Genomic DNA, 26,640 nt, shown 5'->3' on the forward strand with positions numbered 1-26,640 from the left:
ACATGTCAGAAGAGAAGCTTCCGGAGCACCACGGCTCCGCCGGCGAGGTCGCCGAGCACGGCGACCCGTTCGCCGACCCGGGCCTGCCGGCCCACGAGCCCCGTCGCACCGACATCGACGAGCGGGCCGCCAAGCGCGCCGAGCGCCAGGTGTCGCTGATGTTCGTGATCTCGATGATCGCCACCATCGGCTTCATCGCGTCGTACGTGGGCATCGACCCCGACAAGATCGTCTACATCTTCCCGCTCGGTCACGTCAGCGCGCTGAACTTCGCGCTCGGCCTGACCCTGGGCGTCGCGCTGTTCCTGATCGGCGCGGGCGCGGTCCACTGGGCCCGCACCCTGATGTCGGACGTCGAGCTGCCGGCCGAGCGTCACCCGATCGAGGCCGACGACGAGGTCCGCGCGGACGTCATCGACCAGTTCAAGACCGGTGCCGCCGAGTCCGGCTTCGGTCGTCGGAAGATGATCCGCAACACCCTCATCGGCTCGATGGCGCTGGTCCCGCTCTCCGGCGTGGTCCTGCTCCGCGACCTCGGGCCGCTGCCCGAGAAGAAGCTGAAGGAGACGGGCTGGAAGGAGGCGACTCCGGCCAAGCCGCTGCAGCTCATCAACATGAGCACCAACCTGCCGATGAAGGCCGACGACATCGTCATCGGCTCGCTGACCTTCGCCATGCCCGAGGGGCTGCACGTCCACGACGAGGACTTCCAGCAGGCCATCGCCAAGGACGCCCTGATGCTGGTGCGCATCGCGCCGGACGACATCAAGGACGACAAGTCCCGGGAGAAGGGCTTCGAGGGCATCCTCGCCTACTCGAAGATCTGCACCCACGTCGGCTGCCCGATCAGCCTCTACGAGCAGCAGACCCACCACGCGCTCTGCCCGTGCCACCAGTCGACCTTCGACCTGTCGGACGGCGCGCGCGTCATCTTCGGCCCGGCCGGCCACCCCCTGCCGCAGCTGAAGATCACCACTGACGAACAGGGTCACCTGGTCGCCACCGGCGACTTCGAAGAGCCTGTCGGCCCGAGCTACTGGGAGCGTGCTCGATGAGTAGCGCGAGCAGCACCACCTCCGGTGCCGCCAAGCCCACCAGCACGCGCGCCAACCCCGCCAACAAGTGGGAGGCCGCGGCTGACTGGACGGACGGCCGGCTGGGGATCTACTCCCTCGCCAAGGCCAACCTGCGCAAGATCTTCCCGGACCACTGGTCCTTCATGCTGGGCGAGATCTGCCTCTACTCGTTCGTCATCATCATCCTGACGGGCGTGTACCTGACGCTGTTCTTCAAGCCGTCGATGGCCGAGGTCGTCTACAACGGCTCGTACGTGCCCCTCAAGGGCATCGGCATGTCCGAGGCGTACGCGTCGACCGTGAACATCAGCTTCGAGGTCCGCGGCGGTCTGCTGATCCGCCAGATCCACCACTGGGCCGCCCTGGTCTTCGTGGCGGCGATGCTCGTGCACATGATGCGCGTGTTCTTCACCGGCGCGTTCCGCAAGCCGCGTGAGATCAACTGGGTCTTCGGCTTCCTGCTGCTGGTCCTGGGCATGTTCGACGGCTTCTTCGGCTACTCGCTGCCGGACGACCTGCTGTCGGGCACCGGTATCCGCTTCATGGAAGGCGCGATCCTCGCCGTCCCGCTGGTGGGCACCTACATCCAGATGTTCCTGTACGGGGGCGAGTTCCCCGGCACCGACATCATCCCGCGGTTCTTCACGATCCACGTGCTGCTGATCCCGGGCATCATGCTCGGCCTGCTGGTGGCTCACCTGATCCTGGTCTTCTACCACAAGCACACCCAGTGGGCGGGCCCGGGCAAGACCGAGAAGAACGTCGTCGGCATGCCGCTGATGCCGGTCTACATGGCCAAGGCCGGTGGCTTCTTCTTCCTGGTGTTCGGCATCATCGCCGCCATCTCGGCGATCGCGTCGATCAACCCGATCTGGGCGTACGGCCCGTACCGCCCCGACCAGGTGTCGACCGACGCCCAGCCGGACTGGTACATGGGCTTCTCCGAGGGCCTGATCCGCGTCATGCCGGGCTGGGAGATCAGCCTGTGGGGCCACACCCTGAACCTGGGCGTGTTCGTCCCGCTGATGATCTTCCCGCTGGTCCTGGTCGCGATCGCGGTCTACCCGTTCATCGAGGGCTGGATCACCGGCGACAAGCGCGAGCACCACATCCTGGACCGCCCGCGCAACGCCCCGGTCCGCACCGCCCTGGGCGCCGCGTGGATCAGCCTCTACCTGGTCCTGCTGATCGGTGGTGGCAACGACCTGTTCGCCACGCACTTCCACCTGTCGCTGAACTCGATCACCTACTTCGTGCGCGCCGGCTTCTTCGTGGTGCCGGTCATCACCTTCATCGTCACCAAGCGCTGGTGCCTCGGCCTCCAGCGCCGTGACAAGGAGAAGGTGCTGCACGGCCGCGAGACCGGCGTCATCAAGCGCCTGCCGCACGGCGAGTTCGTCGAGGTGCACGCCCAGCTGCCGCAGAAGGAGCTGTTCAAGCTCACCGCGCACGAGCAGAACCAGCCGGTCCAGCTGCCGGCCCAGACGGACGAGAACGGCGTGGCCGCCAAGGCCGGCGTCTTCACCCGCACCCGGGCCAAGCTGTCCCGCGGCTTCTACGGCGAGGGCAGCCAGATCCCCAAGCCCACCGCCGAGGAGCACCACGAGATCACCAGCGGCCACGGCCACCACTGATCCCGTCCGCACCGCAGCGCCACACCCGAGGGCCGCTGACCAGAGTTCTTCTGGTCGGCGGCCCTCGGGCTTTGCCGTCTCCCCAGCCCCCAGGCACCCTCAGGAGCCCATCGTGCAGCTGTCCGTCGACCCCGCCTCCGCCACTCCCCCGTACGAGCAGATCCGCGCCCGGATCGCCGAGCTGGCCCGCTCGGGCGAACTGCCCACCGGGCTGCGGCTGCCCACCGTCCGGGCGCTGGCCGAGGAGCTGGAACTGTCCGCCGGGACGGTCGCCCGCGCCTACCGGGAGCTGGAGGCCGACGGCGTCGTGGAGACGCACGGCCGGCGCGGCACGCTGATCGCGTCCACCGGCGACACCGCGCACCGGCTGGCCGCCGAGGCGGCCACCGAGTACGCCGAACGGGTGCGCCGGCTCGGGCTGTCGCGCGGGGACGCCCTGGCGGCGGTGGACACCGCGCTGCGGGTCGCGTTCCCGGAGGACTAGGGAGGACCAGGAGGACCGGGAGACCTGCGGAGGGCCTGCGGAGGGCCGCTCAGACCTCCGGGCGGATCATCCCCGTGGCGGGGGCCTGGGAGGCCGCGACGGTGGTGCTGAAGGGCTTGCCGAGGGAGCTGTGCTTGACCCAGTCCGCCCAGGACACGTTCCAGTCCCCGAAGCCGTTGCCGAACGGCTCCATCGTGGCGCCGTGGCTGTTGACCACCGTCACCAGGTCCCCCACCCGGGTGTTGTCGTAGAACCACTTCGCGTTGTCGGTGCTCATGCCGGTGCAGCCGTGGCTGACGTTCTCGTAGCCCTGCGAGCCGACCGACCACGGCGCCGCGTGGACGTACTCGCCGCTCCACGTCACCCGGGTGGCCCACTCGACGTTGAGGTCGTAGGCCTCCGAGCTGCCCGCGGATATGCCGATCGTCTCGCCGTTCATCCGCACCGAGCGCTCCTGGCCGAGCACCACCTTGACGCCGTTGCGGGTGTCGAAGCCGGGCTTGCCGGTGGTCACCGGGATGGTCCGGATCACCTCGCCGTCGCGCTTCAGGGTGAGCTCGTGGGCGGCGGCGTCGATCACCGACTCGACCCGGGCCCCGATCCGCAGCTTCAGGCTGCTGCGGTCGCCGCCGTACAGGCCGTCGGCGATCCGGGTGCCGGTGCCGTCGAAGGCCAGGCCGACGGTGGTGCCGACGGGCCAGTACTCCTCCGGGCGGAAGTGCAGGTTCTTGTCGTCCACCCAGTACCACGCGCCGGTGACGGCGGGCTGGGAGCTGACCGTCAGGGCCTGCTCGACCTCCTGCCGGGCCTGCGGGTCCTTGACGGCCTCGGAGAGCTGCACGGTCAGCGGCTGGCCGACCCCGTACACGCCGCTGCCGGAGGAGTCCGGGCCGAGCTTCGCGGTCAGCAGGCGCTGGGCGGCGAGGGTGCTGAAGTCCTGGGTGATCTCGCCTCGCCCGCCCCTGCCGTCGTCCGCCGCGATCCGGACGCTGTACGACGCCGAGGCCTTCAGCCGGCCGGTCGTCTGCCAGCTGCGCTGGTCGTCCGCGAGCCTGCCGGCCACCACCCGGCCGTCCGGCCCGACCACGGTGACGTCGGTCAGCCTGCTGCCGGCGACGGCGGTCACGGTGACCGACTGGGCCGGGTCGACCTTGCCCTCGGCCGAGAGGTGGACCAGCCGCGCCGCGTCGACCTTGTGCGGGCCGGTGCGATCGTCGTCACCACCGGCCGAGCAGGCGGCGAGCGGGGTCAGTACTGCGAGGGCCAGCGAGATGCCGCCGAGACCCGCTATTCCGCGCCTGTCGGCCATGACCGCCTCCGGGGGTTCGCACGATTGATCAGATCGTAGGAACGCCTTGCCGTGGAGCGACATCCGAGCGACCCCGCGTTCACCCGGGTGAGTGAGGGGCTCACCCCGGGGACGCAACAGGGGCCGGACCTCCCGTGTGGGAGGTCCGGCCCCTGCCGGTGCGGCGGAACCTACTGGTTCTGGTTCTCGCCCCGGTAGAACTCGAAGACCCAGCCGAACAGACCGATCAGGATGATCGGGATCGACCAGAACAGCAGCCACCAGCCGAAGATCACGCCCATGAAGGCCAGCGAGCCGCCGATGGCCAGCGAGAGCGGCTGCCAGCTGTGCGGGGCGAAGAAGCCCAGCTCACCGGCGTCGTCCGCGACCTCGGCCTCGGGGTTGTCACCCGCGCCGCTGTCCACCCGGCGGGCGGTGAAGGCGAGGTAGTACCCGATGAAGGCGCACAGCGCGAAGGCCAGGAACAGCGCGGTGGTGCCGGCGGCCTCGACGCCGTGGTCCGAGTGGGTGGTCCACAGGCCGTAGGTGATCGCCATCGCCAGGACGAAGACCGCCAGGCCGAGGAAGATCTTTCCCTGTTCCTTCATCAGGCGTCGCCGTCCTTCTTGCCCTTGCCCAGCTGCGGGGCGTCGTACTTCGCCGGGGTCACGCCGGCGAGGTGCTTGGCCTCCTCACCGTGGTTCTCCAGGTAGTCCAGCGCGGCGATCTCCGGGTGGTGGAGGTCGAAGGCCGGGGATTCGGAGCGGATCCGCGGGAGGGTGAGGAAGTTGTGCCGCGGCGGCGGGCAGGAGGTCGCCCACTCCAGCGAACGGCCGTAGCCCCACGGGTCGTCGACCTCGACCTTCTCGCCGTACTTGGCCGTCTTCCAGACGTTGTACAGGAACGGCAGGATCGACATGCCGAGCACGAACGAGCCGATGGTCGAGACGGTGTTCAGCGTGGTGAAGCCGTCCGAGGCCAGGTAGTCGGCGTAGCGGCGGGGCATGCCCTCCGCGCCGAGCCAGTGCTGCACCAGGAAGGTCGTGTGGAAGCCGAAGAACAGCGTCCAGAAGGTGATCTTGCCGAGGCGCTCGTCCAGCATCTTGCCGGTCATCTTCGGCCACCAGAAGTGGAAGCCGGCGAACATCGCGAAGACGACGGTGCCGAAGACCACGTAGTGGAAGTGGGCGACGACGAAGTACGAGTCCGAGACGTGGAAGTCGATCGGCGGGGAGGCCAGCAGGACGCCGGTCAGACCGCCGAAGAGGAAGGTGACCAGGAAGCCGACCGTCCAGAGCATCGGGGTCTCGAAGCTCAGCGAGCCCTTCCACATGGTGCCGACCCAGTTGAAGAACTTCACACCGGTCGGGACCGCGATCAGGAAGGTCATGAAGGAGAAGAACGGCAGCAGCACCTGTCCGGTGACGTACATGTGGTGCGCCCACACCGTCACGGACAGACCGGCGATCGCGATGGTGGCCGCGATCAGGCCGGAGTAGCCGAACATCGGCTTGCGGCTGAAGACCGGGATGATCTCCGACACGATGCCGAAGAACGGCAGCGCGATGATGTACACCTCGGGGTGACCGAAGAACCAGAACAGGTGCTGCCAGAGCAGCGCACCGCCGTTGGTCGGGTCGAAGACGTGCGCACCGAACTTGCGGTCCGCCTCCAGGGCGAACAGCGCGGCGGCCAGCACCGGGAAGGCCAGCAGGACCAGCACCGCGGTCAGCAGGACGTTCCACACGAAGATCGACATGCGGAACATCGTCATGCCCGGAGCGCGCATGCAGATGATCGTGGTGATGAAGTTGACCGCACCGAGGATCGTGCCGAAGCCGGAGAAGGCCAGACCCATGATCCACATGTCGCCGCCGACACCCGGCGAGTGCACGGCGTCCGACAGCGGCGAGTAGGCGAACCAGCCGAAGCTCGCGGCGCCGTTCGGGGTGAGGAAGCCGGCGACCGCGATGGTCGAGCCGAACAGGTACAGCCAGTACGCGAACATGTTCAGACGCGGGAAGGCCACGTCCGGTGCGCCGATCTGGAGCGGCATGATCCAGTTCGCGAAGCCCGCGAACAGCGGGGTCGCGAACATCAGCAGCATGATCGTGCCGTGCATCGTGAACGCCTGGTTGAACTGCTCGTTCGACAGGATCTGGGTCCCGGGACGAGCCAGCTCGGCACGCATGACCAGGGCGAGGATGCCACCGATCAGGAAGAAGGCGAACGACGTGCCCAGGTACAGGGTGCCGATCGTCTTGTGGTCAGTGGTCGTGAGCCACTTGATGATGGTCGCACCCGGCTTGCGGGTCCGCTGCGCCCCGACCGTGACGGCCTCGGCGCCCCCGCCGGCCGCGGCGGGCTCGTTGAGGATGGTCACTTCTCTTCACTTCCCATGGAGATGACGCCCGAGGGCACCGCGCCGGCCTGGCCCTTGGCCCGGAGGTCAGCCAGGTGCTTGTCGTAGTCGGCTCGGTCGACGACCTTGACGTTGAACAGCATGCGCGAGTGGTCGGTGCCGCAGAGCTCGGCACACTTGCCCCTGTACTCGCCCTTGACGGTCGGCGTGACCTCGAACTTGTTCACCACGCCCGGCACGACGTCCATCTTCATCATGAAGTTGACGGGCCAGAAGTCGTGGATGACGTCACGCGAGGTGAGACGGAACTGGACCGTCTCGTTGACCGGCAGCCACAGCGTGGGCGCGTCCTTGGGGGTGCCCACCTCGTACGCGGCGTCCTTGTTGGCCGGGTCGGGGTTCTCGGTGTTCTCGTAGTTGAACGCCCAGCTCCACTGGAAACCGACCACGTTGACGTAGTGCTGCGGCTTCGCGGAGACGGCGGTCAGCTTGTTCTCGTCGCGGGCGACGAAGTAGAAGAGCACCGAGACGATGATGATGGGGACCGCGGTGTAGAGCGCCTCGATGGGCACGTTGTACCGGGTCTGCGGGGGGATCTCCACGCCGGTGCGGCTGCGCCGGTGGAAGATCACGCTCCAGATGATCAGACCCCACATCAGTACGCCGACCACCAGCGCCGCGATCCAGGAGCCCTGCCACATCTGAAGGACCATGGGTCCTTCCTTGGTGACGGGGCTCGGGAGGCCAAGCCTGGGGAGGTCGTTGGCCGAGCAGCCGGTGGCGGTCGCGATGACGAGGCCCAGTGCCAGCGCCTGAGGCAGCTTCCGCCGCATCGTGCGCCGCGGCGAGCGGTCGGAGCCGTTGGGACTCACGTAGCGCCTTCCCGAAGTCTCGCCCGCCTTCGCGTCGCCCCGAGGAGGACTGCCCTCCCCGGCGACCCGTCCACGGGCACGGTTTGAATGCTTATGCGGGCCAAACCCTACTCCAGCCTTATGCGCTCCTGACGGGCAGCCCCCGGTAACGCGCCGCCCGGTCGCCCGATCAGGCCCGGCAGGGGCTGCGCCGCAGGTCACCGCAGGCATTCGAGGTCCGTACCCCCGATCGGGGGATGACCTCCCGCAACGTGGGTGACGGTCCGTCGGACGCGGACGAAGCGGACATTCGGGATGATCGACTGACGGGCGGTGAGCACCTGCGCCGGGCTCCGGAGCGGCCCGGCGTGTCGTTAAATGTGACCGTGTACTTCGACGTGGCTTCGACGGCGCCGCTCCACCCCGTCGCGCGGCAGGCCCTGACCGCCGCGCTGGACGAGGGGTGGGCCGATCCGGCGCGACTGTACCGGTCCGGACGGCAGGCCCGGATGCTGCTGGACGCCTCCCGCGAGACGGTTGCCGAGGTGCTCGGCGCCCGGGCCGACGAGATCTCCTTCACGGCGAGCGGCACGCAGGCCGTCCAGCTCGGCATGCTGGGCGCGCTGGCCGGGAACCGGCGGCGCGGCGGGCACCTGGTGCACTCGGCGGTGGAGCACTCCAGCGTGCTGCACGTCGCCGAGAAGCACGAGGCGGCCGGCGGATCCGTCTCGGTGGCGCCGGTGGACCGGGCCGGCCGGGTCGCCGCGGACGGCTTCGCCGGGCTGCTCCGGGAGGACACCGCGCTGGCCGCGCTGCAGAGCGCCAACCACGAGGTGGGGACGGTCCAGCCGGTCGAGGAGGTCGCCGGGCTCTGCCGCGAGGCCGGGGTCCCGCTGCTGGTCGACGCCGCCCAGAGCGCCGGCCGGGTCGGCGTGCCCGCCGGGTGGTCGCTGCTGGCCGCGAGCGCGCACAAGTGGGGCGGGCCGCCCGGGGTCGGGGTGCTGGCGGTGCGCAAGGGCGTCCGGTACGCCTCACCGCTGCCGGCCGACGAGCGCGAGGGCGGCCGGGTGCCCGGCTTCGTCAACATCCCGGCGATCGTGGCGGCCGCCGCCTCGCTGCGGGCCGTACGGGCCGAGGCCGAGCGGGAGAACGCCCGGCTGCACGCGCTGGTGGAGCGGATCCGGGGCCGGGTGCCGCAGCTGGTGCCCGAGGTCGAGGTGGTCGGCGACCCGGTGCGGCGGCTGCCGCACATCGTCACCTTCTCCTGCCTGTACGTGGACGGCGAGGTGCTGCTGACCGAGCTGGACCGGGCCGGTTTCGCCGTCTCCTCCGGCTCGTCCTGCACCTCGTCCACGCTGACGCCCAGCCACGTGCTGGCCGCGATGGGGGTACTCACCGAGGGGAACGTCCGGGTCTCGCTGCCGTACGGGACGGCCGAGGCGGACGTCGAGCGGTTCCTGACCGTCCTGCCGGAGCTGGTGGCCGGCGTCCGGGCGCCGCTCGGGCTGGACCTGCCGGCGCCGGAGCCGGCCGTGGGGACACCACCCCGAGCCGAAGGGCGGGCCGGTGCCGAAAGCGCGGGAGCGGGGGAGCGAGGAGATTCGGCACCGGACAGCCGGAGGGCGCGCCCGGAGGCGAGCGGGCGAGTCACAGTGATCGACGCGCTCGGCAAGCGCTGCCCGCTGCCGGTGATCGAGCTGGCCAAGCGGATCGGCGAGGTGCCGGTGGGCGACACGGTCGCCGTGCTGGCGGACGACGAGGCGGCCCGCCTCGACATCCCGGCCTGGTGCGGGATGCGCGGCCAGAAGTACGCGGGCGAGGCCCCGGCCGCCGACTACGGCGGCGACCGGGGCTCGGCCTACCTGGTGCGGCGGACTACTTGACCAGGTGCGAGCGGACGTCCGCGGCGGCGTCGGCGCCGTAGGCGTTCTCGAAGCGCTTCAGGAAGGCGGCCGGGCGCAGCTCGTACTCCTGGGTGCCGACGGTCTCGATCACCAGGGTGGCGAGCATGCAGCCGAGCTGGGCGGCGCGCTCCAGCTCCAGGTCCCAGGAGAGGCCGGTGAGGAAGCCGGCCCGGAAGGCGTCGCCGACGCCGGTCGGGTCGGCCTTGGTCTCCTCGGGGGCGCAGCCGACCAGGATGGCGGGCTCGCCCTTGCGCTCGATGCGCACGCCCTTGCTGCCGAGAGTGGTGATCCGGGTGCCGACCCGGCCGAGGATCTCGTCGGCGTCCCAGCCGGTCTTGCTCTCGATCAGCGCGGCCTCGTACTCGTTGGTGAACAGGTACGCGGCGCCGTCGACGATCTCGCGGATGTCGTCGCCCTCCAAGCGGGCCAGCTGCTGGGAGGGGTCGGCCGCGAAGGCGTAGCCGCGGGTGCGGCACTCCTGGGTGTGGCGGACCATCGCCTGCGGGTCGTCCGCGCCGATCAGGACGAGGTCCAGGCCGCCGACCCGGTCCGCGATCGGCTTCAGCTCGATGCTGCGGGCCTCGGCCATGGCGCCGGTGTAGAACGAGGCGATCTGGTTGTGGTCCTCGTCGGTGGTGCACATGAATCGGGCGGTGTGGCGGGTCTCGGAGATGTGGACGGACCGGCAGTCCACGTTGTTGCGCTCCAGCCAGCTGCGGTACTCGGCGAAGTCCGCCCCGGCCGCGCCGACCAGGATGGGGTTCAGCCCGAGCACGCCCATGCCGAACGCGATGTTCGGGGCGACGCCCCCGCGGCGGATGTCCAGGGTGTCGACCAGGAAGGACAGCGACACGGTGTGGAGCTGCTCGGCGACCAGCTGGTCGGCGAACCGGCCGGGGAACGTCATCAGGTGGTCGGTAGCGATCGAGCCGGCGACGGCGATGCGCACGGGAGGTCTCCTCAGGATGGCGGCAGGGCCATGGGCGAGCGGGGTTGTTAACCCGTTCACGGTACCGGGCGGGCGCCACGAGGTCCCACGAGTGCCGGAAATGGCACCGGCTGCGGGCGAACGTGTACTACCTCCGAGTAGCACTGGTGGGCGGGAAGAACGTGGTCCTAGGTTGGCCGCAGGGGCGCGCCGGACCGGCCGGCCCCGGTGACCGCGGCAGTGCGGCCGCGGCACGACCCGGATCGGAGCGGTGCCCGATGATGCCCAGCCCTTCCTCGCTCCCCGTGCTGCGCGGCGACGCGGACGGCGAGACGCTCGACGCCCTGGTGGACTCCTCCCGGCGGCTGCGCCGGTTCTGGCCACTGCTGGCGGCCGGCCCCCAGCCGAGCGCCCCCTCGCTCGCCGGCTTCCGGGTGCCGTCCGGCGCCCAGCGGCTGGTCGCGGGGATGGCCGAGTACGGCAACTGAGGCTTCCTGGGGCCCGGACGGAACCGGATCCGTCCGGGCCACGTCACATCCGCGCGGAGCGGCCCCGGAGGCGGCACCGCTGAGCCCTCGGGAGGATGTGCACATGGAGCAGGAGAGGATGCCGCGCGGTCGGCGGGCGGTGGCGCTGGCGGGTCTGGTGCTGGCGGCGGCGGTGACGGTGGCCGGGTGCAACGGGGACGGCAAGTCGTCCTCGGAGGCGGCGGCCACGGCGACGGCCGCGGCGACGGCGACGGGCTCCCCGGTGGCGCCGGTGCCGTCCGACGGCGCGTCGGCCGGCGCGTCCGCGGGCGCGCCCACCGCAGGCGCCTCCGGCGGGCCGGCCTCGTCGGCCACGGCTCCGCCACCGGCCGGGACGACCCCGGGCTCGGTGCCGCCGGCCCCGGCGCAGCCGACGGGGGCCACTCCCCCGGGACCCGGCATCGCGGTCGGCGAGCCGAACCCGAACGGGCCGTCGCCGGCGGCGCGTCCGGCGGTCACCTACCGGGTGGACGGCAGCAACAAGCTGACCGTGTACTTCTACGGCGGGGTGTGCCAGCAGTACGCGCTGAAGGCGGACGAGTCGCACCCGGGCCAGGTGGACGTCAAGGTCGTCGTGGCGGCGCCGGTGAAGTCCGGGCAGGTGTGCAGCGAGCTGGCCAAGCGGCAGACGGTGACGGCCGACCTGCGCGCGCCGCTGGCGGGGCGGACGGTGAACGACCTGTCCACCGGCAACGCGCTCCCGCTGGAGGCGGACCCGCACATGGGCCCGGCCCCGGTCTCGCCGGACGGCGCCGCGAAGTAACGGGAGAAGTAGCCGGACGCGGGCACGACGAAGGCGGCCCCGGGGTGCTCCCCGGGGCCGCCTTCGTCAGTCGTTCGAGCGCTGGGCCGCCGGGGCCTAGCTGAACGAGTCGCCGCAGGCGCAGGAGCCCGTGGCGTTCGGGTTGTCGATCGTGAAGCCCTGCTTCTCGATGGTGTCGACGAAGTCGACGGTGGCGCCGCCCAGGTACGGGGCGCTCATCCGGTCGGTGACGACCTTCACACCGCCGAAGTCCTTGACGACGTCGCCGTCGAGCGAGCGCTCGTCGAAGAACAGCTGGTAACGCAGGCCGGAGCAGCCACCGGGCTGGACGGCGACACGCAGCGCGAGGTCGTCGCGGCCTTCCTGCTCCAGCAGGGCCTTGACCTTGCCCGCGGCGGCATCGGTGAGGAGGATGCCACTCTCTACGGTGGTCTCGTCCTGGACGGTCATCTGCTTTCTCCCGGTCTTTGAGAACGGTCTGCCGCCAGTGCCAACCAAAGGCCGTCCGGATTCATTTCCCTGACGGCTGTGGTTTTGCGGCCTCTCGGCGGCGGATTTTCCGTGGGCCGGGTGTGCCACCCGCGTCCCCTACGGTTCCCATGCTCGCACAACCCGGATGGAGCGGGCACCGCCCGAGCCCCCGATCCGGGCGAAGCGGCCTCGCGGCGGCGCCGCGGACGCCAGGATGGTGGGCATGATCCTGCGCCAGGTCAGGGACACCGCCGCCGACGCGGAGGCCGTCCAGGAGATCGCCCTCGCCTCGTCCGCCGCCTCCGGGCCCGGCACCCCGGGCGCGGCACCGACGCCGGTCCAGTCGGCGCGCACCAGACACCTGGCCCGCACGGATCCGTCGGGCTGCTGGCTCGCCGAGAGCGCCGGGGAGGCGGTCGGCGTGGTGCTGTCGATGCGCCGGGAGGGGCTGTGGATGCCGTCCCTGTTCGCCGTCCGGCCGCACGCGCAGGGCAAGGGCGTCGGGCGGCTGCTGCTGGAGCGGGCGGCGGCCCACGGGCGCGGGTGCCTGCGCGGGATGGTGTGCGTGCCGCAGTCCGCGGCGGCGGCCCGCCGCTACCGGCTGGCCGGGTTCACGCTGCACCCGGCGATGCGGCTGGACGGCCGGGTGGACCGGGCCGGCCTGGTCGACCCCGGGGACATCCCGGTGCACCGCGGCAACGCGACCCACCTGCACCTGCTGGACTCGGTGGACCGGCGCCTGCGCGGCTCGGCGCACGGGCCGGACCACGAGCTGATGCTCGGCCACTTCGAGGAGCTGCTGATCGCCGACGCGCTGGCCGGCAGCGGCTACTGCTACCGCGACGGCGGCGAGGTGAAGCTGCTGGCCGCCACCTCCAAGCGGATCGCCGCCCGGCTGCTGCGCGAGGCGCTGGCCCGGGTGCCGGAGGGGGTGCGGGCGCGGGTGGACTTCCTCACCGCCGAGCAGGAGTGGGCGCTGGACGTCGGCCTGGAGGTGGGGCTCAGCCCGGAGCCCGGGGGCTACGTCGGCCTGCACGGGATGCGGCCGCCGGCGCCGTACCTGCCGAACGGGGCCTTCCTGTAGCGGCCTTCCCGTGGGCGCGCCGCGGCCCCGCCGGAGGTGCTCCGGCGGGGCCGCGGTGAGGTGTGCGGGGCTCAGGCCATGGTGTCCAGGATCTCCCGGACCATCTCCATCGTGGTGCCCGGGTGCAGGAAGGCGAAGCGGGCGACCGTCTCGCCGTCCCAGCCGGTGGGGGTGACGAAGCCGATCTGGTCCGCGAGCAGCTGCTGCGACCAGCGGTAGTAGTCGTCGTTGGTCCAGCCCGTGCGCTTAAAGCAGACCGCGGAGAGCTGCGGGTCGAACAGCAGCTCCAGGTGCTCGGTGTCGCGGATCAGCCGGGCGGTGTCCTGTGCCAGCTTGAGGCCGGTCTCGATGGCGTCGGTGTACGCCTGGGTGCCGTGCACGGCGAGCGAGAACCAGAGCGGCAGGCCGCGGGCGCGCCGGGTCAGGTGGTAGGCGTAGTCGGTGGGGTTCCACTCGTCGCCCTCGGTGTGCAGGACGTCGAGGTAGGAGGCGTCCTGGGTGTGGACGGCCCGGGCGAGCTGCGGGTTGCGGTAGATCAGCGCGGCGCAGTCGAACGGGGCGAACAGCCACTTGTGCGGGTCCACCACGAAGGAGTCGGCGTGCTCGATGCCGTTGTAGCGGGCCCGGACCGAGGGGGCGAACAGGCCCGCGCCGCCGTAGGCGCCGTCCACGTGGAACCACATGTCGCGCTCGCGGGCGACCTCGGCGAGGCCCTGGAGGTCGTCGACGATGCCCTCGTTGGTGGTGCCGGCGGTGCCGACGACCGCGATCACCGTCTCGGGGTTCGGGTCGGCGGCCAGGGCCGCGCGCAGCGCCTCGCCGGTGAACCGCCGGTCGACGGTCGGGACCTTGAAGGCCTCGACGCCGATGATGTTGAAGGTGTTCTTGACCGAGGAGTGCACCTGGTCGGCGACGGCTATGCGCAGGCGTGCCTCCGGCCCGACGCCCAGCTTGCGGCGCGCGGTGTCGCGGGCCACGACCAGGGCGGACAGGTTGCCCGCCGAGCCGCCGGAGACGAAGCAGCCGCCGGCCGTCTCGGGCAGGCCCGCGCGGTCGGCGATCAGCCGCAGCACCTGGTTCTCGGCGGCGATCGCGCCGGCCGCCTCCAGCCAGGAGATGCCCTGGAGGGAGGCGCAGGAGACGACCATGTCGAACAGCAGCGCGGCCTTGGTGGGGGCGCACGGGATGAAGGACAGGTAGCGCGGGCTGTCGGCGGAGATGACGGCGCGGGACAGCTCGTGGTCGTAGAGCTTGAGCACGTCGGCCGGGCTGTTGCCCTCGGGGTTCAGCAGACCGGCCAGCTGGGCGCGCAGGTGCTCGCCGTCGCCGGGGTGGTCGAGCGGGACGGGGTCGTACTGCAGCCGCTCCCGCATGTAGTCGAATACCAGGTCGACCAGGTCGTTGTCGGGCCGGTGCATGCGGTCGGGTGCTGCGGACACGGCTGTCCCTCTCGGCTGTGGGGTCGGGGGATCCGGCCGGGCGGGGAGCGTTCACCGCGCTGACCGGACGTGATCAGCGTAGGCAGCGAAGGGGGTGGGCCGCGCGTCGGAACGCGGCTGGTCAGGCAGGTTTCGAGCGTCTTCGGGCCGGTCCGCGCAGGATTCCTGCGTACGCCCCGGAGAGGGCCGTCCGGGTCAGCCGATCAGCTGGGACAGGACGACGGAGGAGCGGCTGCGCTGGACCCCGGGCTCGCGGCGGATGCGCTCGATGACGGCCTCCAGGTGGCGCATGTCGGCGGCGCGCAGGTGGACCAGGGCGTCCGGGTCGCCGGTGACCGTCCAGGCGGCGACCACCTCGGGGAACTGGCGCAGGCTCGCGAGGATCTCCTCGGGGGCGGTCCGCTCGCGGCAGTACACCTCGACGAAGGCCTCGGTCTGCCAGCCGAGCACGGCCGGGTCGAGCACCACGGTGAAGCCGCGGACCACCCCGCGCGCCCGCAGCCGGTCGATCCGGCGGCGGACGGCGGTGGCGGAGAGGTTCACCTGGAGGCCGATCTCGGCGTAGGAGGCACGGCCGTCGCTGCCGAGGCGGGCGAGGAGCAGCCGGTCGGTCTCGTCCAGGTCCGCCCCGGTCACCTCGTGCGCTCGGCTGCTGCTCATCGGTGCGGGGCTCCACGGGTCGTGCGGGGATCGGCGGACGGGACGGCAGTGGCCGGTCTGCCGAAACGGTTCGGCATCCATTCTGGCGGATGACATGAGCGAGTTCACCGCTGACAGATGACCGGGAGGCGTACACCAGGGCGCCACTCGTGGTTCAGGTCACCGGCAGCACGATCTTCTCGCGAGTGCGGCCCCCGGCGCTCGGCGCACACCCGGAGCCGCCCGGATACCGATTCGGCCACGCCCGGAAGCATCCGATCCGGCAAGCGGTTCTCGTCACATCGACAGGATGGCCATCGTCACTCTGACGCTAACCGGTTATCATAGATAGTGTCAGATAGACGAAAAGGCTTCACCGCTTGATCGGCCGCACAGAAGGGCACCCGCCCGTGACCACCACCATCACCGAGACCTACGGCGTCGACCCCACTCCGACGCCGCTCGCTCTGCTGCTGCTCGGCCGGGAGGCCGACCCGAACAGCGAGCGCGGCGTCGAGTGCCCCGGTGACCTCCCCCCGGCCTCCGACCCGAACCTCGTCGAGCGCGCCCGGGCGGCCAAGGCCGCGCTGGGCGAGCGCGTCTTCATCCTCGGGCACCACTACCAGCGCGACGAGGTGATCGAGTTCGCCGACGTCACCGGCGACTCGTTCAAGCTCGCCCGGGACGCGGCGGCCCGCCCGGAGGCCGAGTTCATCGTCTTCTGCGGCGTGCACTTCATGGCCGAGTCCGCGGACATCCTCACCGGCGACGACCAGAAGGTCGTCCTGCCCGACCTCGCGGCCGGCTGCTCGATGGCCGACATGGCCACCGCCGAGCAGGTCGCCGAGTGCTGGGACGTGCTGACCGACGCCGGCATAGCCGACGTGACCGTCCCGGTCTCGTACATGAACTCCTCCGCCGACATCAAGGCCTTCACCGGCAAGCACGGCGGCACCATCTGCACCTCCTCCAACGCCAAGCGCGCCCTGGAGTGGGCCTTCGAGCAGGGGCAGAAGGTCCTGTTCCTGCCCGACCAGCACCTCGGCCGCAACACCGCGGTGCGCGACATGGGCTTCTCGCTGGACGACTGCGTCCTGTACAACCCCCACAAGCCGAACGGCGGCCTGACCGCCGAGCAGCTGCGCGACGCCAAGATGATCCTCTGGCGCGGCCACTGCTCGGTGCACGGCCGGTTCAGCCTGGACTCGGTGAACGACGTCCGCGAGCGCATCCCCGGCGTCACCGTCCTGGTGCACCCGGAGTGCAAGCACGAGGTCGTCGCCGCCGCGGACATGGTCGGCTCCACCGAGTACATCATCAAGGCGCTCGACGCCGCCGAGCCCGGCTCCAAGTGGGCCATCGGCACCGAGCTGAACCTCGTCCGCCGCCTCGCCAAGGCGCACCCGGACAAGGAGATCGTCTTCCTGGACCGCGCGGTCTGCTTCTGCTCCACCATGAACCGGATCGACCTGCCGCACCTCGTCTGGGCGCTGGAGTCGCTGGTCGAGGGCCGGGTGCCGAACGTGATCACCGTCGACCCGGAGACCGAGCGGTACGCCAAGGCGGCGCTGGACCGGATGCTCGCCCTGCCGTAACACTCGCCCTGCCGCAACAGCGGCGGACGCACGAAGGGCGGGCCCCCTCCGAGTGGAGGGGGCCCGCCCTTTCGTCTGGCGCCGAGCGGTGCGGAAGGCTACTCCGGGTACCCGGGGATGACGCCCTCGTCATCGGCCATCAGCAGCGCGCGGACCTCGTCGATCGTCGCCTCCGCGGCCGGCAGGATCAGCTCGGACGGCTCCAGCGAGTCGTCCGGCAGCCTGGTGCCGTACTGCTTCACGGCGTCCAGCAGCTTGCCGTACGCCGAGCGGAAGAGCTCCTCGTCGCCCGAGTCGACCGCGGTGACAAGCTCCGCGTCGAGCTCGTTGAGCAGGTTGAGGTGGGCCTCGCCGACCTCGAACTGCCCCTCACCCATGACCCTCATGATCATGCCGTGCGTCTCCCTGGTTCGTGGGTGGAGCTCAGCTCACTTGTTGTAGTTGATGCGCGGGGTGTCCTGCGGCGCATCGTGCGGCTGCTGCTGCGGCTTGCCCTGCTCGATCGCGGCCGGGCCGGCAGCCGGACCGCCCGACAGCTCGGCCTTCATTCGGGCCAGCTCCAGCTCGACGTCCGAACCGCCGGCGACGCGCTCCAGCTCCGCCTCGATGTCGTCCTTGCGGCCGAGACCGCTCGCGTCGTCGAGCGCACCGGAGGCCAGCAGCTCGTCGATCGCGCCGGCCCGCGCCTGCATCTGCGCGGTCTTGTCCTCGGCGCGCTGGATCGCCAGGCCGACGTCGCCCATCTCCTCCGAGATCCCGGAGAAGGACTCGGCGATGCGGGTCTGCGCCTGGGCCGCGGTGTAGGTGGCCTTGATGGTCTCCTTCTTGGTGCGGAAGGCGTCCACCTTGGCCTGCAGCCGCTGGGAGGCGAGCGTGAGCTTCTCCTCCTCGGCCTGGAGCGCCTGGTACTGCGCCTCCAGGTCGTTGATCTGGGACTGCATGTTGGCCTTGCGGGTCAGCGCCTCGCGCGCGAGGTCCTCGCGGCCGAGCGACAGCGCCTTGCGGCCCTGGTCCTCGTACTTCGCGGACTGCTGCTGGAGCTGGGTCAGCTGGAGTTCCAGGCGCTTGCGCGAGGTCGCGACGTCCGCGACGCCACGCCGTACCTTCTGCAGCAGTTCGAGCTGCTTCTGGTAGGAGTAGTCGAGCGTCTCACGGGGATCCTCCGCCCGGTCCAAGGCCTTGTTCGCCTTGGAGCGGAAGATCAACCCCATACGCTTCATGATTCCGTCGCTCATGGGCCTCGGGTGCCCCCTTCTCCGGCCTGCGGTCTCTATCTCGTTACCAGACACGACGAGTGTATGTGCAGCGAGCCCGTCGCCGCAGTGCACCTGCCTGCAACAAGACTGCTACAGCGCTGGGTGCCTCTTCCTCATCCCCCGGGTGGATCCCATTCTCATCCCCCCAATCCTCCACCCGACTGATCCCCTACGGGAAGGGGCCGGAAAACCCCGGGCGGGTTCCCACCTCGCGGATCGATACGCGTTTGCGTCCGAGGCCGCCCCGAGAAGCGCCGCCGCACCCCGTACGCTGGTGGTGTGTTCCGACGCCGTTCAGATGATGCCGCTGCCTCCACCGTGCTGGAGAAGCAGGACGAGACGACCCAGGCCCGCGACCCGCAGGCCAAGAAGGGCCGGCCCACTCCCAAGCGCAGTGAGGCCGAGGCCAACCGGCGTACCCGGGTGGTCGTGCCCAAGGACCGCAAGGAGGCCGCCAAGCAGGCCCGCGACCGGATGCGGGTCGAGCGCGAGAAGCAGCGCCAGGCGCTCATGGACGGTGACGAGCGCCACCTGCCCGCGCGCGACAAGGGCGCGGTGCGCAAGTTCGCCCGCGACTACGTGGACGCCCGCTGGTCGCTGGCCGAGTTCTTCCTCCCCGCGGCCGTGCTCATCCTGGTCCTCAGCATCGTCAAGGTGCCGGCCCTGCAGCTGCTGTCCACCCTGCTGTTCCTGCTGTTCTTCGTGCTGGTCGCGCTGGACTTCGTCCGCCTCGGCCTCGGCCTGCGCAAGCAGCTCGGCGAGCGCTTCGCGGGCCAGAACACCCGCGGAACGGTCGCCTACGGCCTGATGCGCATCCTGCAGATGCGCCGGCTGCGGCTGCCCAAGCCGCAGGTCCGTCGCGGGGAGCGGCCCTGACCGCCGAACCGGTGGACTCCGGCTGGGCCCCGCCGTCCTGGGAGGGGCCCGGCCTCTACGCGCTGCCGGGCCAGGGCGACGGCGGGCACGACCGGCTCGGCCAGGAGCGCGCGGGCCAGGAGCGGGCCGGCCAGGAGCGCCGGCTGCCCTCCCGCAGCGGCTCCTTCGCCGGCGGCACCGCCGCGTGGCTGGACCGGCTCGGCGGACTGCGCAACTTCGTGCGCCAGGAGCTCGTCAGCCGGCAGCTCGCCGACCAGCTGGCCGGCCGCACCGCGCAGCGCGTCCTCGACATCGGCTGCGGCCAGGGCACCCAGGCGCTGCGCCTGGCCCGGGCCGGCCACTACGTCACCGGCATCGACTCCGACCCGGTCGCGCTCGGCGTCGCCCAGGGGGCGCTCGCCGAGGAGGCGCCCGAGGTCCGCGGGCGGATCCAGCTGCTCAGCGGCGACGGCCACCAGTGCGGGCGCTGGTTCGGCCCGCGCAGCTTCGACGTCGTGCTCTGCCACGGCGTCCTGATGTACCTGCCCGACCCGGACCCGATGATCGCCTCGCTGGCCCGGCTGCTCGCGCCCGGCGGACTGCTCTCGCTGCTCGTCCGCAACCGCGACGCGCTCGCCCTGCGGCCCGCCGCCGCCGGGGACTGGCGGGCCGCTCTGCACGCGTTCGAGAGCGATCGCTACTACAACCGGCTCGGACTGGCCGCCCGCGCCGACCGGCTCGCCGACCTGTCCGTCACGCTCTCCGAGGTCTCGGTACCGCTCAAGCACTGGTACGGCGTGCGGGTCTTCACCGACAACGCCCCCGACGACGCGGCCCCGCCGGTGGACGGGCGCCAGCTGGCCCAGCTGCTGGAGGCCGAGGACCGCGCCGGGCGCACCGACCCCTACCGGCAGGTGGCCGCACTGCTGCACGTCATCGGGGCCAAGTAGCGCCCCCTGACGGGCGGTTGCGCCGGTCAGTCCTCGTGCAGGCTCATCGAGTAGACGACCCGGTCGTCGTCCAGCAGGACGGCGTTGTCGACACCGTCCTCGGCGAGCTGCTTCCAGGTCTCGCCGATCCAGGTCTCGGCGTCGCCCTGGCCGGCGAACTCCTCGTGCCCGACGCCCGGCGCCACCTCGGTGCCGTCCGCCTTCTCGTACCGCCACGTCCAGACCATGCCCGGCTCCTCCCGCCGACGACCCTGCCAGTGTGCTGCGCACCTTAGCCTGCCCGGCACGATCTTCCGTATGCCCGGTCCGGCAGGATGGGAACCATGGCGACCCACCCCGAACCCTCCCGCACGCTCCTCCTCGGCGGTGCGCGCTCCGGCAAGTCCACCAAGGCCGAACTGCTCCTCGCCGACCGGGCGGACGTCCTGTACGTCGCCACCGGCGGCACCCGGGACGGCGACGCCGAGTGGGCCCAGCGGGTCGCCCTGCACCGCGAGCGGCGCCCGGCGAGCTGGCGCACGGCCGAGACCTGCGACCTGGAGGCGGTCCTCGCGGACACCGCCGATCCGGCCCCGGTGCTCGTCGACTGCCTTGCGCTGTGGCTGACTTCGGTGATGGACGAGTGCGGCGCCTGGGACGACGCGGCCTGGGCCGGCGGCGCCGAGGCCGCCGTGCAGCGGCGGTGCGACGCCCTCGCACGGGCCTGGGCGGCGACCGGGCGGCACGTCGTCGCCGTGAGCAACGAGGTCGGCATGGGCGTCGTCCCGGCGACCGCGGCCGGCCGCCGCTTCCGCGACACCCTGGGACGGCTCAACATGGCCGTGGCGGACGCCTCGCAGCGTGTGCTGCTGGTCGTGGCCGGGCAGGTTCTGACGGTCAAGCCAGCCGCAGCGTGAACACCTGCGGCGTGTAGCCTCTCGGACGATGGACACGACCGTGGATCTCGATACGTTCTCCTCGCTCGTCGAGCGCCCCGACGAGAGCGCCCGGCGGGCCGCCGACGAACGCTGGCAGGCGGCCGACCGGCCGCGCGGCGGGCTCGGCAAGCTGGAGGAGCTGGGCAGCTGGCTGTCGTCCGTGCAGGGGCGCTCCCCGGTGCGGCCGGTCTCGGCGCCCAAGGTGCTGCTGTTCGCCGCCGACCACGGCGTGGCCGCGCTCGGGGTGTCCCGGCTGCCCGCCGCGGGCGGCACCGCGGCCCGGGTGCGGGCCGTGCTCGACGGCACCGCGCCGGTCGCCCGGCTGGCCTCCCGGTACGGCGCCGACGTGCGGATCGTCGACGTCGCGGTGGACACCGACCCGGCGGACTTCCCGGACGAGGTGGTCGGCCACCGGATCCGGCGCGGCTCCGGGCGGATCGACATCGAGGACGCCCTCACGCCCGAGGAGACCGTCCGGGCCTTCCGGGCCGGCATGGCCGTCGCCGACGAGGAGGCCGACGCCGGGACGGACCTGGTGCTCCTCGGTGACCTCGGGGTCGGCTCGACGACCGTCGCCGGGGTGCTGATCGGCGCCCTGTGCGGGACGGACGCCGCCGCGGTGACCGGGCGCGGCTCGGGCATCGACGACCGCGTCTGGATGGTCAAGTGCGCGACCATCCGGGACTCGCTGCGGCGGGCCCGGCCGGTCCTCGGCGACCAGCTGGCGCTGCTCGGCGCCACCGGCGGCGCGGACTTCGCGGCCATCACCGGCTTCCTGCTCCAGGCCGCCGTGCGCAAGCTGCCGGTCGTGCTGGACGGGGTCGTCTCGGCGGCCTGCGCGCTGGTCGCGCAGCGGATCGCGTTCCGGGCGCCGGAGTGGTGGCGCGCCGGGCAGTCCAGCGGGGAGCCGGCCCAGGCCAAGGCGTACGACCGCCTGACGCTGACGCCGATGCAGGAGCAGGGGATCACGATGGGCGAGGGCGTCGGCGCGCTGCTGGCGCTGCCGCTGCTCCAGGCCGCCGGGGACGCGCTCGCGGACGAGGCGCCGCGCGCGTACGTGCCGGCGGCACCCAAGGAGCAGCCGAGGCTGCCGTCGGCGGCGGACCTGCTGCGGCGGCTGTAGGCGCGCACCGGTACGGACAACCCGCGGACGGCGGCTCGGATTTCGGGCCGCCGTCCGCCGTCTCACACAGTTAGGAAGTGCGTCGTGGAGCGGGCCGGCTGGGGCGACGGGCTGCGGTTCGCGTTCGGGACGCTGTCGGTCCTGCGGGTGCGGGTCGAGCGGTGGGACCGGGCGGCCGGGGGGCGGGCCATGGTGCTGGCGCCGGCCGTGGGACTCGTGCTGGGCGGGATCGCGGCCGGGGCCGGGGCACTCGTCGCCTGGCGGGCGGGCGGGCTGCTCGGGGCGGTCACGGCGGTGGGCGTGCTCGCGGCGCTCACCCGGGGGCTGCACCTGGACGGGCTCGCGGACGTCGCGGACGGACTGGGCAGCGGGAAGCCCGCCGAGGACGCGCTGCGCATCATGAAGCAGTCCGATATCGGGCCCTTCGGCGTACTTGTGCTGCTTCTCGCCCTGTTCGCCCAGATCGCCGCATTGGCCGGACAGTTCGGGCACTCGCCGCTGCGCGGGGCGCTGGCGGTTGTGTGCTCCGCGGTGGCCGCGCGGTGCGCGCTCGCATGGGGCTGCCTGCGGTCGGTTCCGCCCGCGCGGCCGGGCGGACTCGGGGCGATGGTGGCGAGCACCGTCGCTCCCCCGGCCGCCCTGGCCGCGACGGCCGCGACGGCGCTCCTTCTGGCCATTCTCGGCCTGTTTGACGGCTCGTCATCCGTTCGCCTCCCCCTGGCCCTCGCCCTCGGGGTCGGCTGCGCGTGGCTGCTGCTCCGCCGCTGCGTACGGCGCTTCGGCGGCATCACCGGGGACGTGCTCGGCGCCGTGGCGGAGACCGCCGCGACCGGCTCGTTGTTCGCCCTGGCGTTGCTGGCCTGACACCGGGCGGCGCGTGATCCCACCATGCGGACTACCATGCGGGGAGCACCGCAGCCCTGCACCGTCGCAGGTCCTGCCCGCCCGGCGCCGAGCGTGGAGCCGGGGCCTCTGGTGTGCGTGTCCGCGAACGGCGGGTGCGCGTAGCCAGGGGACCCGGACCCGGACCGCGCCGGAGGGACACCCGCGACGCCCGCCGGGCTGCGCCGGTGCGGCAGCCTCGCCGCACCCGGCCGTGGACCGCGAAAGAACAGGACGCATTACGTGACTGCATTGTCTGTGAGCACCTCCGCCGCCGCCTCGCTGCGTGCGGACGCGCTGGTGGTCGGTGTCGCGAAGGGCCCCAAGGGCATCGTGCTGGCCGCCGGCACCGACGCCGTGAACGAGGCGTTCGAGGGCAAGCTGGCCGAGGTCCTCACCACCCTGGGCGCGACCGGCGCCGAGGGCGAGGCCGTCAAGGTCCCCGCTCCCGCCGGGCTGAAGGCCGCGCTCGTGCTCGCGGTCGGCCTCGGCGAGGCGGCCGAGGAGGGCTACGGCCTGGAGACGCTGCGCCGCGCCGCCGGTGTCGCCGCCCGCACCCTGGCCGGCGCCAAGAAGGCCGCGCTGGCCCTGCCCGCCGAGTCCGCGGACGAGGTCGAGGCCGTCGCCCTCGGCGGTCTGCTCGGCTCGTACGCCTTCGGCACCTACAAGGGCGAGGGCGGCAAGGAGCCGGTCGGCGAGCTCGTCGTGCTGGCCCCGCGCAAGGGCAGCAAGGACTCCAAGGCCGCCGTGGAGCGCGCCGCCGCGATCGGCGAGGAGATGAACCGGGCCCGCGACCTGGTCAACACCGCCCCGAACGACCTGAACCCGAAGAGCTTCGCCGCGATCGTCCAGGCCGCCGGCAAGGAGCACGGCCTCAAGGTCGAGGTGCTGGACGAGAAGGCGCTCACCAAGGGCGGCTTCGGCGGCCTGCTGGGCGTCGGCAACGGCTCGGCGAACCCGCCCCGGCTGGTGAAGGTGGCCTACACCCACCCGAAGGCCAAGGCCACGCTCGCCTTCGTCGGCAAGGGCATCACCTACGACTCGGGCGGCATCTCGCTGAAGCCGGCCGGCCACAACGAGACCATGAAGTGCGACATGGCCGGCGCCGCCGCCGTGTTCGCCACCGTGGTCGCGGCCAAGCGCCTCGGCCTGGCCGTCAACGTCACCGGCTGGCTCGCGCTGGCCGAGAACATGCCGTCCGGCTCCGCCACCCGCCCGGGCGACGTGCTGCGCATGTACGGCGGCAAGACCGTCGAGGTGCTGAACACCGACGCCGAGGGCCGCCTGGTGCTGGCCGACGCGATCGTGCGCGCCGGCGAGGAGAACCCGGACGCCATCGTCGACGTGGCCACCCTGACCGGCGCCATGGTGCTGGCCCTGGGCAACCGCACCTTCGGCGTGATGTCCAACAACGACGAGCTGCGCGAGACCCTGCACACCGTCGCGGGCGAGGTCGGCGAGCAGTCCTGGCCGATGCCGCTGCCGGCCGAGCTGCGCAAGGGCATGACCGAGTCGACCATCGCCGACCTGGCCAACATGGGCGAGCGCATGGGCGGCGGCCTGGTGGCCGGTCTGTTCCTGAAGGAGTTCGTGGCCGAGGGCACCGACTGGGCGCACCTGGACATCGCCGGCCCGGCGTTCCACGAGGGCGCGCCGTTCGGCTACACCCCGAAGGGCGGCACCGCGAGCGCGGTGCGCACCCTGCTCGCCTACGCCGAGCGGACGGCGGCGGCGAAGGCCTGACCCGGCCCACCCGTTCGGAGGGGGCCCGGCGCACGTGCGCCGGGCCCCCTCCGGCGTTCCGGACGGGTTACCCGCAGGTAGGCCGCCACCCGGCCCCGCACCCCTGTTCGCTGCGGGCGAAACTTTGTTCCGCAGTGCGGAAGCAGCGGCGCCCGAAGGCCGTCACAGCGCCCGCCCGGTGGCTGTCAACCCGGCGTTGAGCTGCAATGATGCCCTTCCGTCGGGGGTGTTCCCACCCCCGTGACCACCCGGTGGGACACCCGCGGGGCGGACCCGGACATCAGCCGCCGTGAACAAGTGCGAAGATGTATTTCCGGCACGACTGGGCGCCCCACAAAGGCTTCCGACCCACCGGACCGCGACCGGCCCGGCGACCCACCCCATTGCATGGAGGACGTGACGTGGCGAACGACGCCAGCACCGTTTTCGACGTAGTCATTCTCGGAGGCGGAAGCGGCGGTTACGCCGCGGCGCTCCGCGCCGCTCAGCTGGGCCTGAGCGTCGCCCTGGTCGAGAAGGGTGAGCTGGGCGGCACCTGCCTGCACCGCGGCTGCATTCCGACCAAGGCGCTGCTGCACGCGGCCGAGATCGCCGACGAGACGAAGGAGGCCGCCGAGTTCGGCGTGCTGGCCACCTTCCAGGGCATCGACATCAACGGCGTCCACAAGTACAAGGACGACGTCATCGCCGGCCTGTACAAGGGCCTCCAGGGCCTGGTCGCCTCCCGCAAGGTGACCTTCATCCAGGGCGCGGGCAAGCTCTCCTCGCAGACCTCGGTGGACGTCAACGGCCAGCGCATCGAGGGCCGCCACATCGTCCTCGCCACCGGCTCCGTGCCGCGCTCGATCCCGGGCCTGGAGATCGACGGCGACCGCGTCATCTCCTCCGACCACGCGCTCAAGCTCGACCGCATCCCGAAGTCGGCCGTCATCCTCGGCGGCGGCGTCATCGGCGTCGAGTTCGCCTCGGTCTGGAAGTCCTTCGGCGTCGAGGTCACCATCGTCGAGGCGCTGCCGCACCTCGTCCCGCTGGAGGACGAGAACTCCTCGAAGCTGCTGGAGCGCGCGTTCCGCAAGCGCGGCATCAAGTTCGAGCTGAAGGCCCGCTTCTCGGGCGTCGAGTACACCGAGGCCGGTGTCCGCGTCTCCACCGAGAACGGCAAGCAGATCGACGCCGACCTGCTGCTCGTCGCCATCGGCCGCGGCCCGGTCTCGGCCGGCCTCGGCTACGAGGAGAACGGCGTCGCGATGGACCGCGGCTACGTCCTCGTCGACGAGTACATGCGCACCAACGTGCCCACCATCTCGGCCGTCGGTGACCTCGCCCCGACCCTGCAGCTCGCCCACGTGGGCTTCGCCGAGGGCATCCTGGTCGCCGAGCGGCTGGCCGGCCTGAAGCCGATGCCGATCGACTACGACGGCGTCCCGCGCGTGACGTACTCCAACCCCGAGGTGGCCTCTGTCGGCATCTCCGAGGCCAAGGCCGTCGAGCTGTACGGCAAGGACAAGGTCGTCACCCTCAAGTACAACCTGGCCGGCAACGGCAAGAGCAAGATCCTGAAGACCGCCGGCGAGATCAAGCTCGTCCAGGTCAAGGACGGCGCCGTGGTCGGCGTCCACATGGTCGGCGCCCGCATGGGCGAGCAGGTCGGCGAAGCCCAGCTGATCTACAACTGGGAGGCCCTGCCGGCCGAGGTCGCGCAGCTGATCCACGCGCACCCGACCCAGTCCGAGGCCCTGGGCGAGGCGCACCTGGCGCTGGCCGGCAAGCCGCTGCACGCGCACGACTGATCACGCCCCCACCCCCGTTCCGGTACTTCCGTACTTCCCGTACTCCCGTACGCAAGACTTGATAGGAGTCGCTGAAACC

26 protein-coding genes are annotated in these 26,640 nt (G+C 71.7%); 15 read left to right on the forward strand and 11 right to left on the reverse strand.

The features are described 5' to 3' along the window. Positions 1-2 precede the first annotated feature (2 nt). From ACFVSN_RS22900 to ACFVSN_RS22910, 3 genes are all read left to right on the forward strand, one after another. Positions 3-1,055 (forward strand): Rieske 2Fe-2S domain-containing protein, encoded by a 1,053-nt coding sequence (locus ACFVSN_RS22900; protein WP_380496985.1) that lies wholly within the window; start codon positions 3-5, stop codon positions 1,053-1,055. Next, positions 1,052-2,710 (forward strand): cytochrome bc complex cytochrome b subunit, encoded by a 1,659-nt coding sequence (locus tag ACFVSN_RS22905; protein WP_380496984.1) that lies wholly within the window; start codon positions 1,052-1,054, stop codon positions 2,708-2,710. The genes ACFVSN_RS22900 and ACFVSN_RS22905 overlap by 4 nt, the downstream gene beginning before the upstream one ends. A gap of 112 nt (positions 2,711-2,822) precedes the next feature. Continuing rightward, positions 2,823-3,194: a GntR family transcriptional regulator gene (locus ACFVSN_RS22910; protein WP_380437681.1), complete on the forward strand. Its 372-nt coding sequence runs from the start codon at positions 2,823-2,825 to the stop codon at positions 3,192-3,194. Between the two features lie 49 nt (positions 3,195-3,243). Here ACFVSN_RS22910 and ACFVSN_RS22915 read toward each other — a convergent pair whose 3' ends face one another. The 4 genes from ACFVSN_RS22915 to coxB all read right to left on the reverse strand — a co-directional run bounded on the left by ACFVSN_RS22915 (position 3,244) and on the right by coxB (position 7,716). Next, positions 3,244-4,503 (reverse strand): Ig-like domain-containing protein, encoded by a 1,260-nt coding sequence (locus ACFVSN_RS22915; protein WP_387956475.1) that lies wholly within the window; start codon positions 4,501-4,503, stop codon positions 3,244-3,246. 170 nt (positions 4,504-4,673) lie between these two features. Continuing rightward, positions 4,674-5,090 (reverse strand): cytochrome c oxidase subunit 4, encoded by a 417-nt coding sequence (locus ACFVSN_RS22920; RefSeq protein ID WP_380437677.1) that lies wholly within the window; start codon positions 5,088-5,090, stop codon positions 4,674-4,676. Continuing rightward, on the reverse strand, positions 5,090-6,865 hold the full coding sequence (gene ctaD, locus ACFVSN_RS22925; RefSeq protein ID WP_380437675.1) for a cytochrome c oxidase subunit I: 1,776 nt from the start codon (positions 6,863-6,865) through the stop codon (positions 5,090-5,092). Before ctaD ends, ACFVSN_RS22920 begins: the two co-directional genes overlap by 1 nt. After that, positions 6,862-7,716, reverse strand: a complete 855-nt coding sequence (coxB, locus tag ACFVSN_RS22930; protein ID WP_380437673.1) for a cytochrome c oxidase subunit II — start codon at positions 7,714-7,716, stop codon at positions 6,862-6,864. The genes ctaD and coxB overlap by 4 nt, the downstream gene beginning before the upstream one ends. 365 nt (positions 7,717-8,081) lie before the next feature. Between coxB and ACFVSN_RS22935 the strand changes: the two genes are divergently transcribed. Then, positions 8,082-9,578 (forward strand): cysteine desulfurase/sulfurtransferase TusA family protein, encoded by a 1,497-nt coding sequence (locus ACFVSN_RS22935; protein ID WP_387956476.1) that lies wholly within the window; start codon positions 8,082-8,084, stop codon positions 9,576-9,578. Here ACFVSN_RS22935 and ACFVSN_RS22940 read toward each other — a convergent pair. Continuing rightward, positions 9,571-10,548, reverse strand: coding sequence for a carbohydrate kinase family protein (locus tag ACFVSN_RS22940; RefSeq protein ID WP_380437669.1), 978 nt, complete (start codon positions 10,546-10,548; stop codon positions 9,571-9,573). The genes ACFVSN_RS22935 and ACFVSN_RS22940 overlap by 8 nt on opposite strands. A 257-nt stretch (positions 10,549-10,805) precedes the next feature. On the opposite strand from ACFVSN_RS22940, the gene ACFVSN_RS22945 reads away from it, so the two are divergent. Beyond that, the gene (locus ACFVSN_RS22945) at positions 10,806-11,015 is read left to right on the forward strand and encodes a hypothetical protein (protein WP_380437667.1); all 210 of its coding nucleotides are present in this window, start codon (positions 10,806-10,808) and stop codon (positions 11,013-11,015) included. 103 nt (positions 11,016-11,118) lie between these two features. Then, a complete protein-coding gene (locus ACFVSN_RS22950) occupies positions 11,119-11,817 on the forward strand; it encodes a hypothetical protein (RefSeq protein WP_387956477.1) in 699 nt (232 codons plus the stop codon). A 96-nt stretch (positions 11,818-11,913) separates the two neighbouring features. On the opposite strand, the gene ACFVSN_RS22955 is transcribed toward ACFVSN_RS22950, so the two are convergent. Then, positions 11,914-12,267 carry a HesB/IscA family protein gene (locus ACFVSN_RS22955; protein ID WP_380437663.1) on the reverse strand — a complete coding sequence of 118 codons (354 nt, stop codon included), beginning with the start codon at positions 12,265-12,267 and terminating at the stop codon, positions 11,914-11,916. A gap of 244 nt (positions 12,268-12,511) precedes the next feature. Between ACFVSN_RS22955 and ACFVSN_RS22960 the strand changes: the two genes are divergently transcribed. Beyond that, positions 12,512-13,372 (forward strand): GNAT family N-acetyltransferase, encoded by an 861-nt coding sequence (locus tag ACFVSN_RS22960; RefSeq protein WP_380437661.1) that lies wholly within the window; start codon positions 12,512-12,514, stop codon positions 13,370-13,372. Between the two features lie 71 nt (positions 13,373-13,443). Here the strand turns inward: ACFVSN_RS22960 and ACFVSN_RS22965 are convergent, their stop codons facing one another. Together ACFVSN_RS22965 and ACFVSN_RS22970 are read right to left on the reverse strand one after the other, a co-directional pair. After that, positions 13,444-14,811 (reverse strand): pyridoxal phosphate-dependent decarboxylase family protein, encoded by a 1,368-nt coding sequence (locus ACFVSN_RS22965; RefSeq protein ID WP_380437659.1) that lies wholly within the window; start codon positions 14,809-14,811, stop codon positions 13,444-13,446. A 195-nt stretch (positions 14,812-15,006) separates the two neighbouring features. Further along, a complete protein-coding gene (locus ACFVSN_RS22970) occupies positions 15,007-15,471 on the reverse strand; it encodes an Lrp/AsnC family transcriptional regulator (protein WP_359967830.1) in 465 nt (154 codons plus the stop codon). Between the two features lie 389 nt (positions 15,472-15,860). On the opposite strand from ACFVSN_RS22970, the gene nadA reads away from it, so the two are divergent. Then, the gene (nadA, locus tag ACFVSN_RS22975; protein ID WP_380437657.1) at positions 15,861-17,045 is read left to right on the forward strand and encodes a quinolinate synthase NadA; all 1,185 of its coding nucleotides are present in this window, start codon (positions 15,861-15,863) and stop codon (positions 17,043-17,045) included. Positions 17,046-17,143: 98 nt separating this feature from the next. Here nadA and ACFVSN_RS22980 read toward each other — a convergent pair whose 3' ends face one another. Both ACFVSN_RS22980 and ACFVSN_RS22985 read right to left on the reverse strand, forming a co-directional pair. Continuing rightward, positions 17,144-17,437, reverse strand: a complete 294-nt coding sequence (locus ACFVSN_RS22980; protein ID WP_363652151.1) for a hypothetical protein — start codon at positions 17,435-17,437, stop codon at positions 17,144-17,146. Between the two features lie 36 nt (positions 17,438-17,473). After that, on the reverse strand, positions 17,474-18,280 hold the full coding sequence (locus ACFVSN_RS22985) for a PspA/IM30 family protein (RefSeq protein ID WP_380437655.1): 807 nt from the start codon (positions 18,278-18,280) through the stop codon (positions 17,474-17,476). A gap of 300 nt (positions 18,281-18,580) precedes the next feature. Here ACFVSN_RS22985 and ACFVSN_RS22990 point away from each other — a divergent pair, with 300 nt between their 5' ends. Beyond that, a complete protein-coding gene (locus ACFVSN_RS22990; protein ID WP_380437654.1) occupies positions 18,581-19,177 on the forward strand; it encodes a DUF3043 domain-containing protein in 597 nt (198 codons plus the stop codon). A gap of 218 nt (positions 19,178-19,395) precedes the next feature. After that, positions 19,396-20,106 (forward strand): class I SAM-dependent methyltransferase, encoded by a 711-nt coding sequence (locus tag ACFVSN_RS22995; RefSeq protein WP_380437764.1) that lies wholly within the window; start codon positions 19,396-19,398, stop codon positions 20,104-20,106. 26 nt (positions 20,107-20,132) lie between these two features. On the opposite strand, the gene ACFVSN_RS23000 is transcribed toward ACFVSN_RS22995, so the two are convergent. Beyond that, positions 20,133-20,333: a hypothetical protein gene (locus ACFVSN_RS23000; RefSeq protein WP_359967816.1), complete on the reverse strand. Its 201-nt coding sequence runs from the start codon at positions 20,331-20,333 to the stop codon at positions 20,133-20,135. Positions 20,334-20,429: 96 nt separating this feature from the next. On the opposite strand from ACFVSN_RS23000, the gene cobU reads away from it, so the two are divergent. The 5 genes from cobU (at position 20,430) to lpdA (ending at position 26,561) form a co-directional block, all read left to right on the forward strand. Beyond that, a complete protein-coding gene (gene cobU / locus ACFVSN_RS23005) occupies positions 20,430-21,002 on the forward strand; it encodes a bifunctional adenosylcobinamide kinase/adenosylcobinamide-phosphate guanylyltransferase (RefSeq protein ID WP_380437652.1) in 573 nt (190 codons plus the stop codon). A gap of 28 nt (positions 21,003-21,030) precedes the next feature. After that, positions 21,031-22,146, forward strand: a complete 1,116-nt coding sequence (locus tag ACFVSN_RS23010; RefSeq protein WP_380437650.1) for a nicotinate-nucleotide--dimethylbenzimidazole phosphoribosyltransferase — start codon at positions 21,031-21,033, stop codon at positions 22,144-22,146. Positions 22,147-22,230: 84 nt separating this feature from the next. Continuing rightward, positions 22,231-23,010, forward strand: a complete 780-nt coding sequence (locus ACFVSN_RS23015) for an adenosylcobinamide-GDP ribazoletransferase (RefSeq protein ID WP_380496978.1) — start codon at positions 22,231-22,233, stop codon at positions 23,008-23,010. Positions 23,011-23,271: 261 nt separating this feature from the next. Next, positions 23,272-24,771: a leucyl aminopeptidase gene (locus ACFVSN_RS23020; RefSeq protein WP_380437646.1), complete on the forward strand. Its 1,500-nt coding sequence runs from the start codon at positions 23,272-23,274 to the stop codon at positions 24,769-24,771. A 401-nt stretch (positions 24,772-25,172) separates the two neighbouring features. After that, complete coding sequence (lpdA, locus tag ACFVSN_RS23025; protein WP_380437644.1) at positions 25,173-26,561, forward strand: dihydrolipoyl dehydrogenase; 1,389 nt, start codon at positions 25,173-25,175, stop codon at positions 26,559-26,561. The last annotated feature ends 79 nt before the right edge of the window (positions 26,562-26,640 follow it).

Origin of the sequence: Kitasatospora sp. NPDC057904, assembly GCF_042887925.1 — a bacterium.
Taxonomy (GTDB): domain Bacteria; phylum Actinomycetota; class Actinomycetes; order Streptomycetales; family Streptomycetaceae; genus Kitasatospora.

What these genes read in the sequence shown, in the direction of transcription:
- ACFVSN_RS22900 (WP_380496985.1), top strand. Translation starts at nt 3, where the DNA reads ATGTCAGAAGAGAAGCTTCCGGAGCACCACGGCTCCGCCGGCGAGGTC.
- ACFVSN_RS22905 (WP_380496984.1), top strand. Translation starts at nt 1,052, where the DNA reads ATGAGTAGCGCGAGCAGCACCACCTCCGGTGCCGCCAAGCCCACCAGC.
- ACFVSN_RS22915 (WP_387956475.1), bottom strand. Translation starts at nt 4,503, where the DNA reads ATGGCCGACAGGCGCGGAATAGCGGGTCTCGGCGGCATCTCGCTGGCC.
- ACFVSN_RS22920 (WP_380437677.1), bottom strand. Translation starts at nt 5,090, where the DNA reads ATGAAGGAACAGGGAAAGATCTTCCTCGGCCTGGCGGTCTTCGTCCTG.
- ACFVSN_RS22945 (WP_380437667.1), top strand. Translation starts at nt 10,806, where the DNA reads ATGATGCCCAGCCCTTCCTCGCTCCCCGTGCTGCGCGGCGACGCGGAC.
- ACFVSN_RS22950 (WP_387956477.1), top strand. Translation starts at nt 11,119, where the DNA reads ATGGAGCAGGAGAGGATGCCGCGCGGTCGGCGGGCGGTGGCGCTGGCG.
- ACFVSN_RS22955 (WP_380437663.1), bottom strand. Translation starts at nt 12,267, where the DNA reads ATGACCGTCCAGGACGAGACCACCGTAGAGAGTGGCATCCTCCTCACC.
- ACFVSN_RS22960 (WP_380437661.1), top strand. Translation starts at nt 12,512, where the DNA reads ATGATCCTGCGCCAGGTCAGGGACACCGCCGCCGACGCGGAGGCCGTC.
- ACFVSN_RS22970 (WP_359967830.1), bottom strand. Translation starts at nt 15,471, where the DNA reads ATGAGCAGCAGCCGAGCGCACGAGGTGACCGGGGCGGACCTGGACGAG.
- ACFVSN_RS22980 (WP_363652151.1), bottom strand. Translation starts at nt 17,437, where the DNA reads ATGATCATGAGGGTCATGGGTGAGGGGCAGTTCGAGGTCGGCGAGGCC.
- ACFVSN_RS22985 (WP_380437655.1), bottom strand. Translation starts at nt 18,280, where the DNA reads ATGAGCGACGGAATCATGAAGCGTATGGGGTTGATCTTCCGCTCCAAG.
- ACFVSN_RS23000 (WP_359967816.1), bottom strand. Translation starts at nt 20,333, where the DNA reads ATGGTCTGGACGTGGCGGTACGAGAAGGCGGACGGCACCGAGGTGGCG.
- cobU (WP_380437652.1), top strand. Translation starts at nt 20,430, where the DNA reads ATGGCGACCCACCCCGAACCCTCCCGCACGCTCCTCCTCGGCGGTGCG.
- ACFVSN_RS23010 (WP_380437650.1), top strand. Translation starts at nt 21,031, where the DNA reads ATGGACACGACCGTGGATCTCGATACGTTCTCCTCGCTCGTCGAGCGC.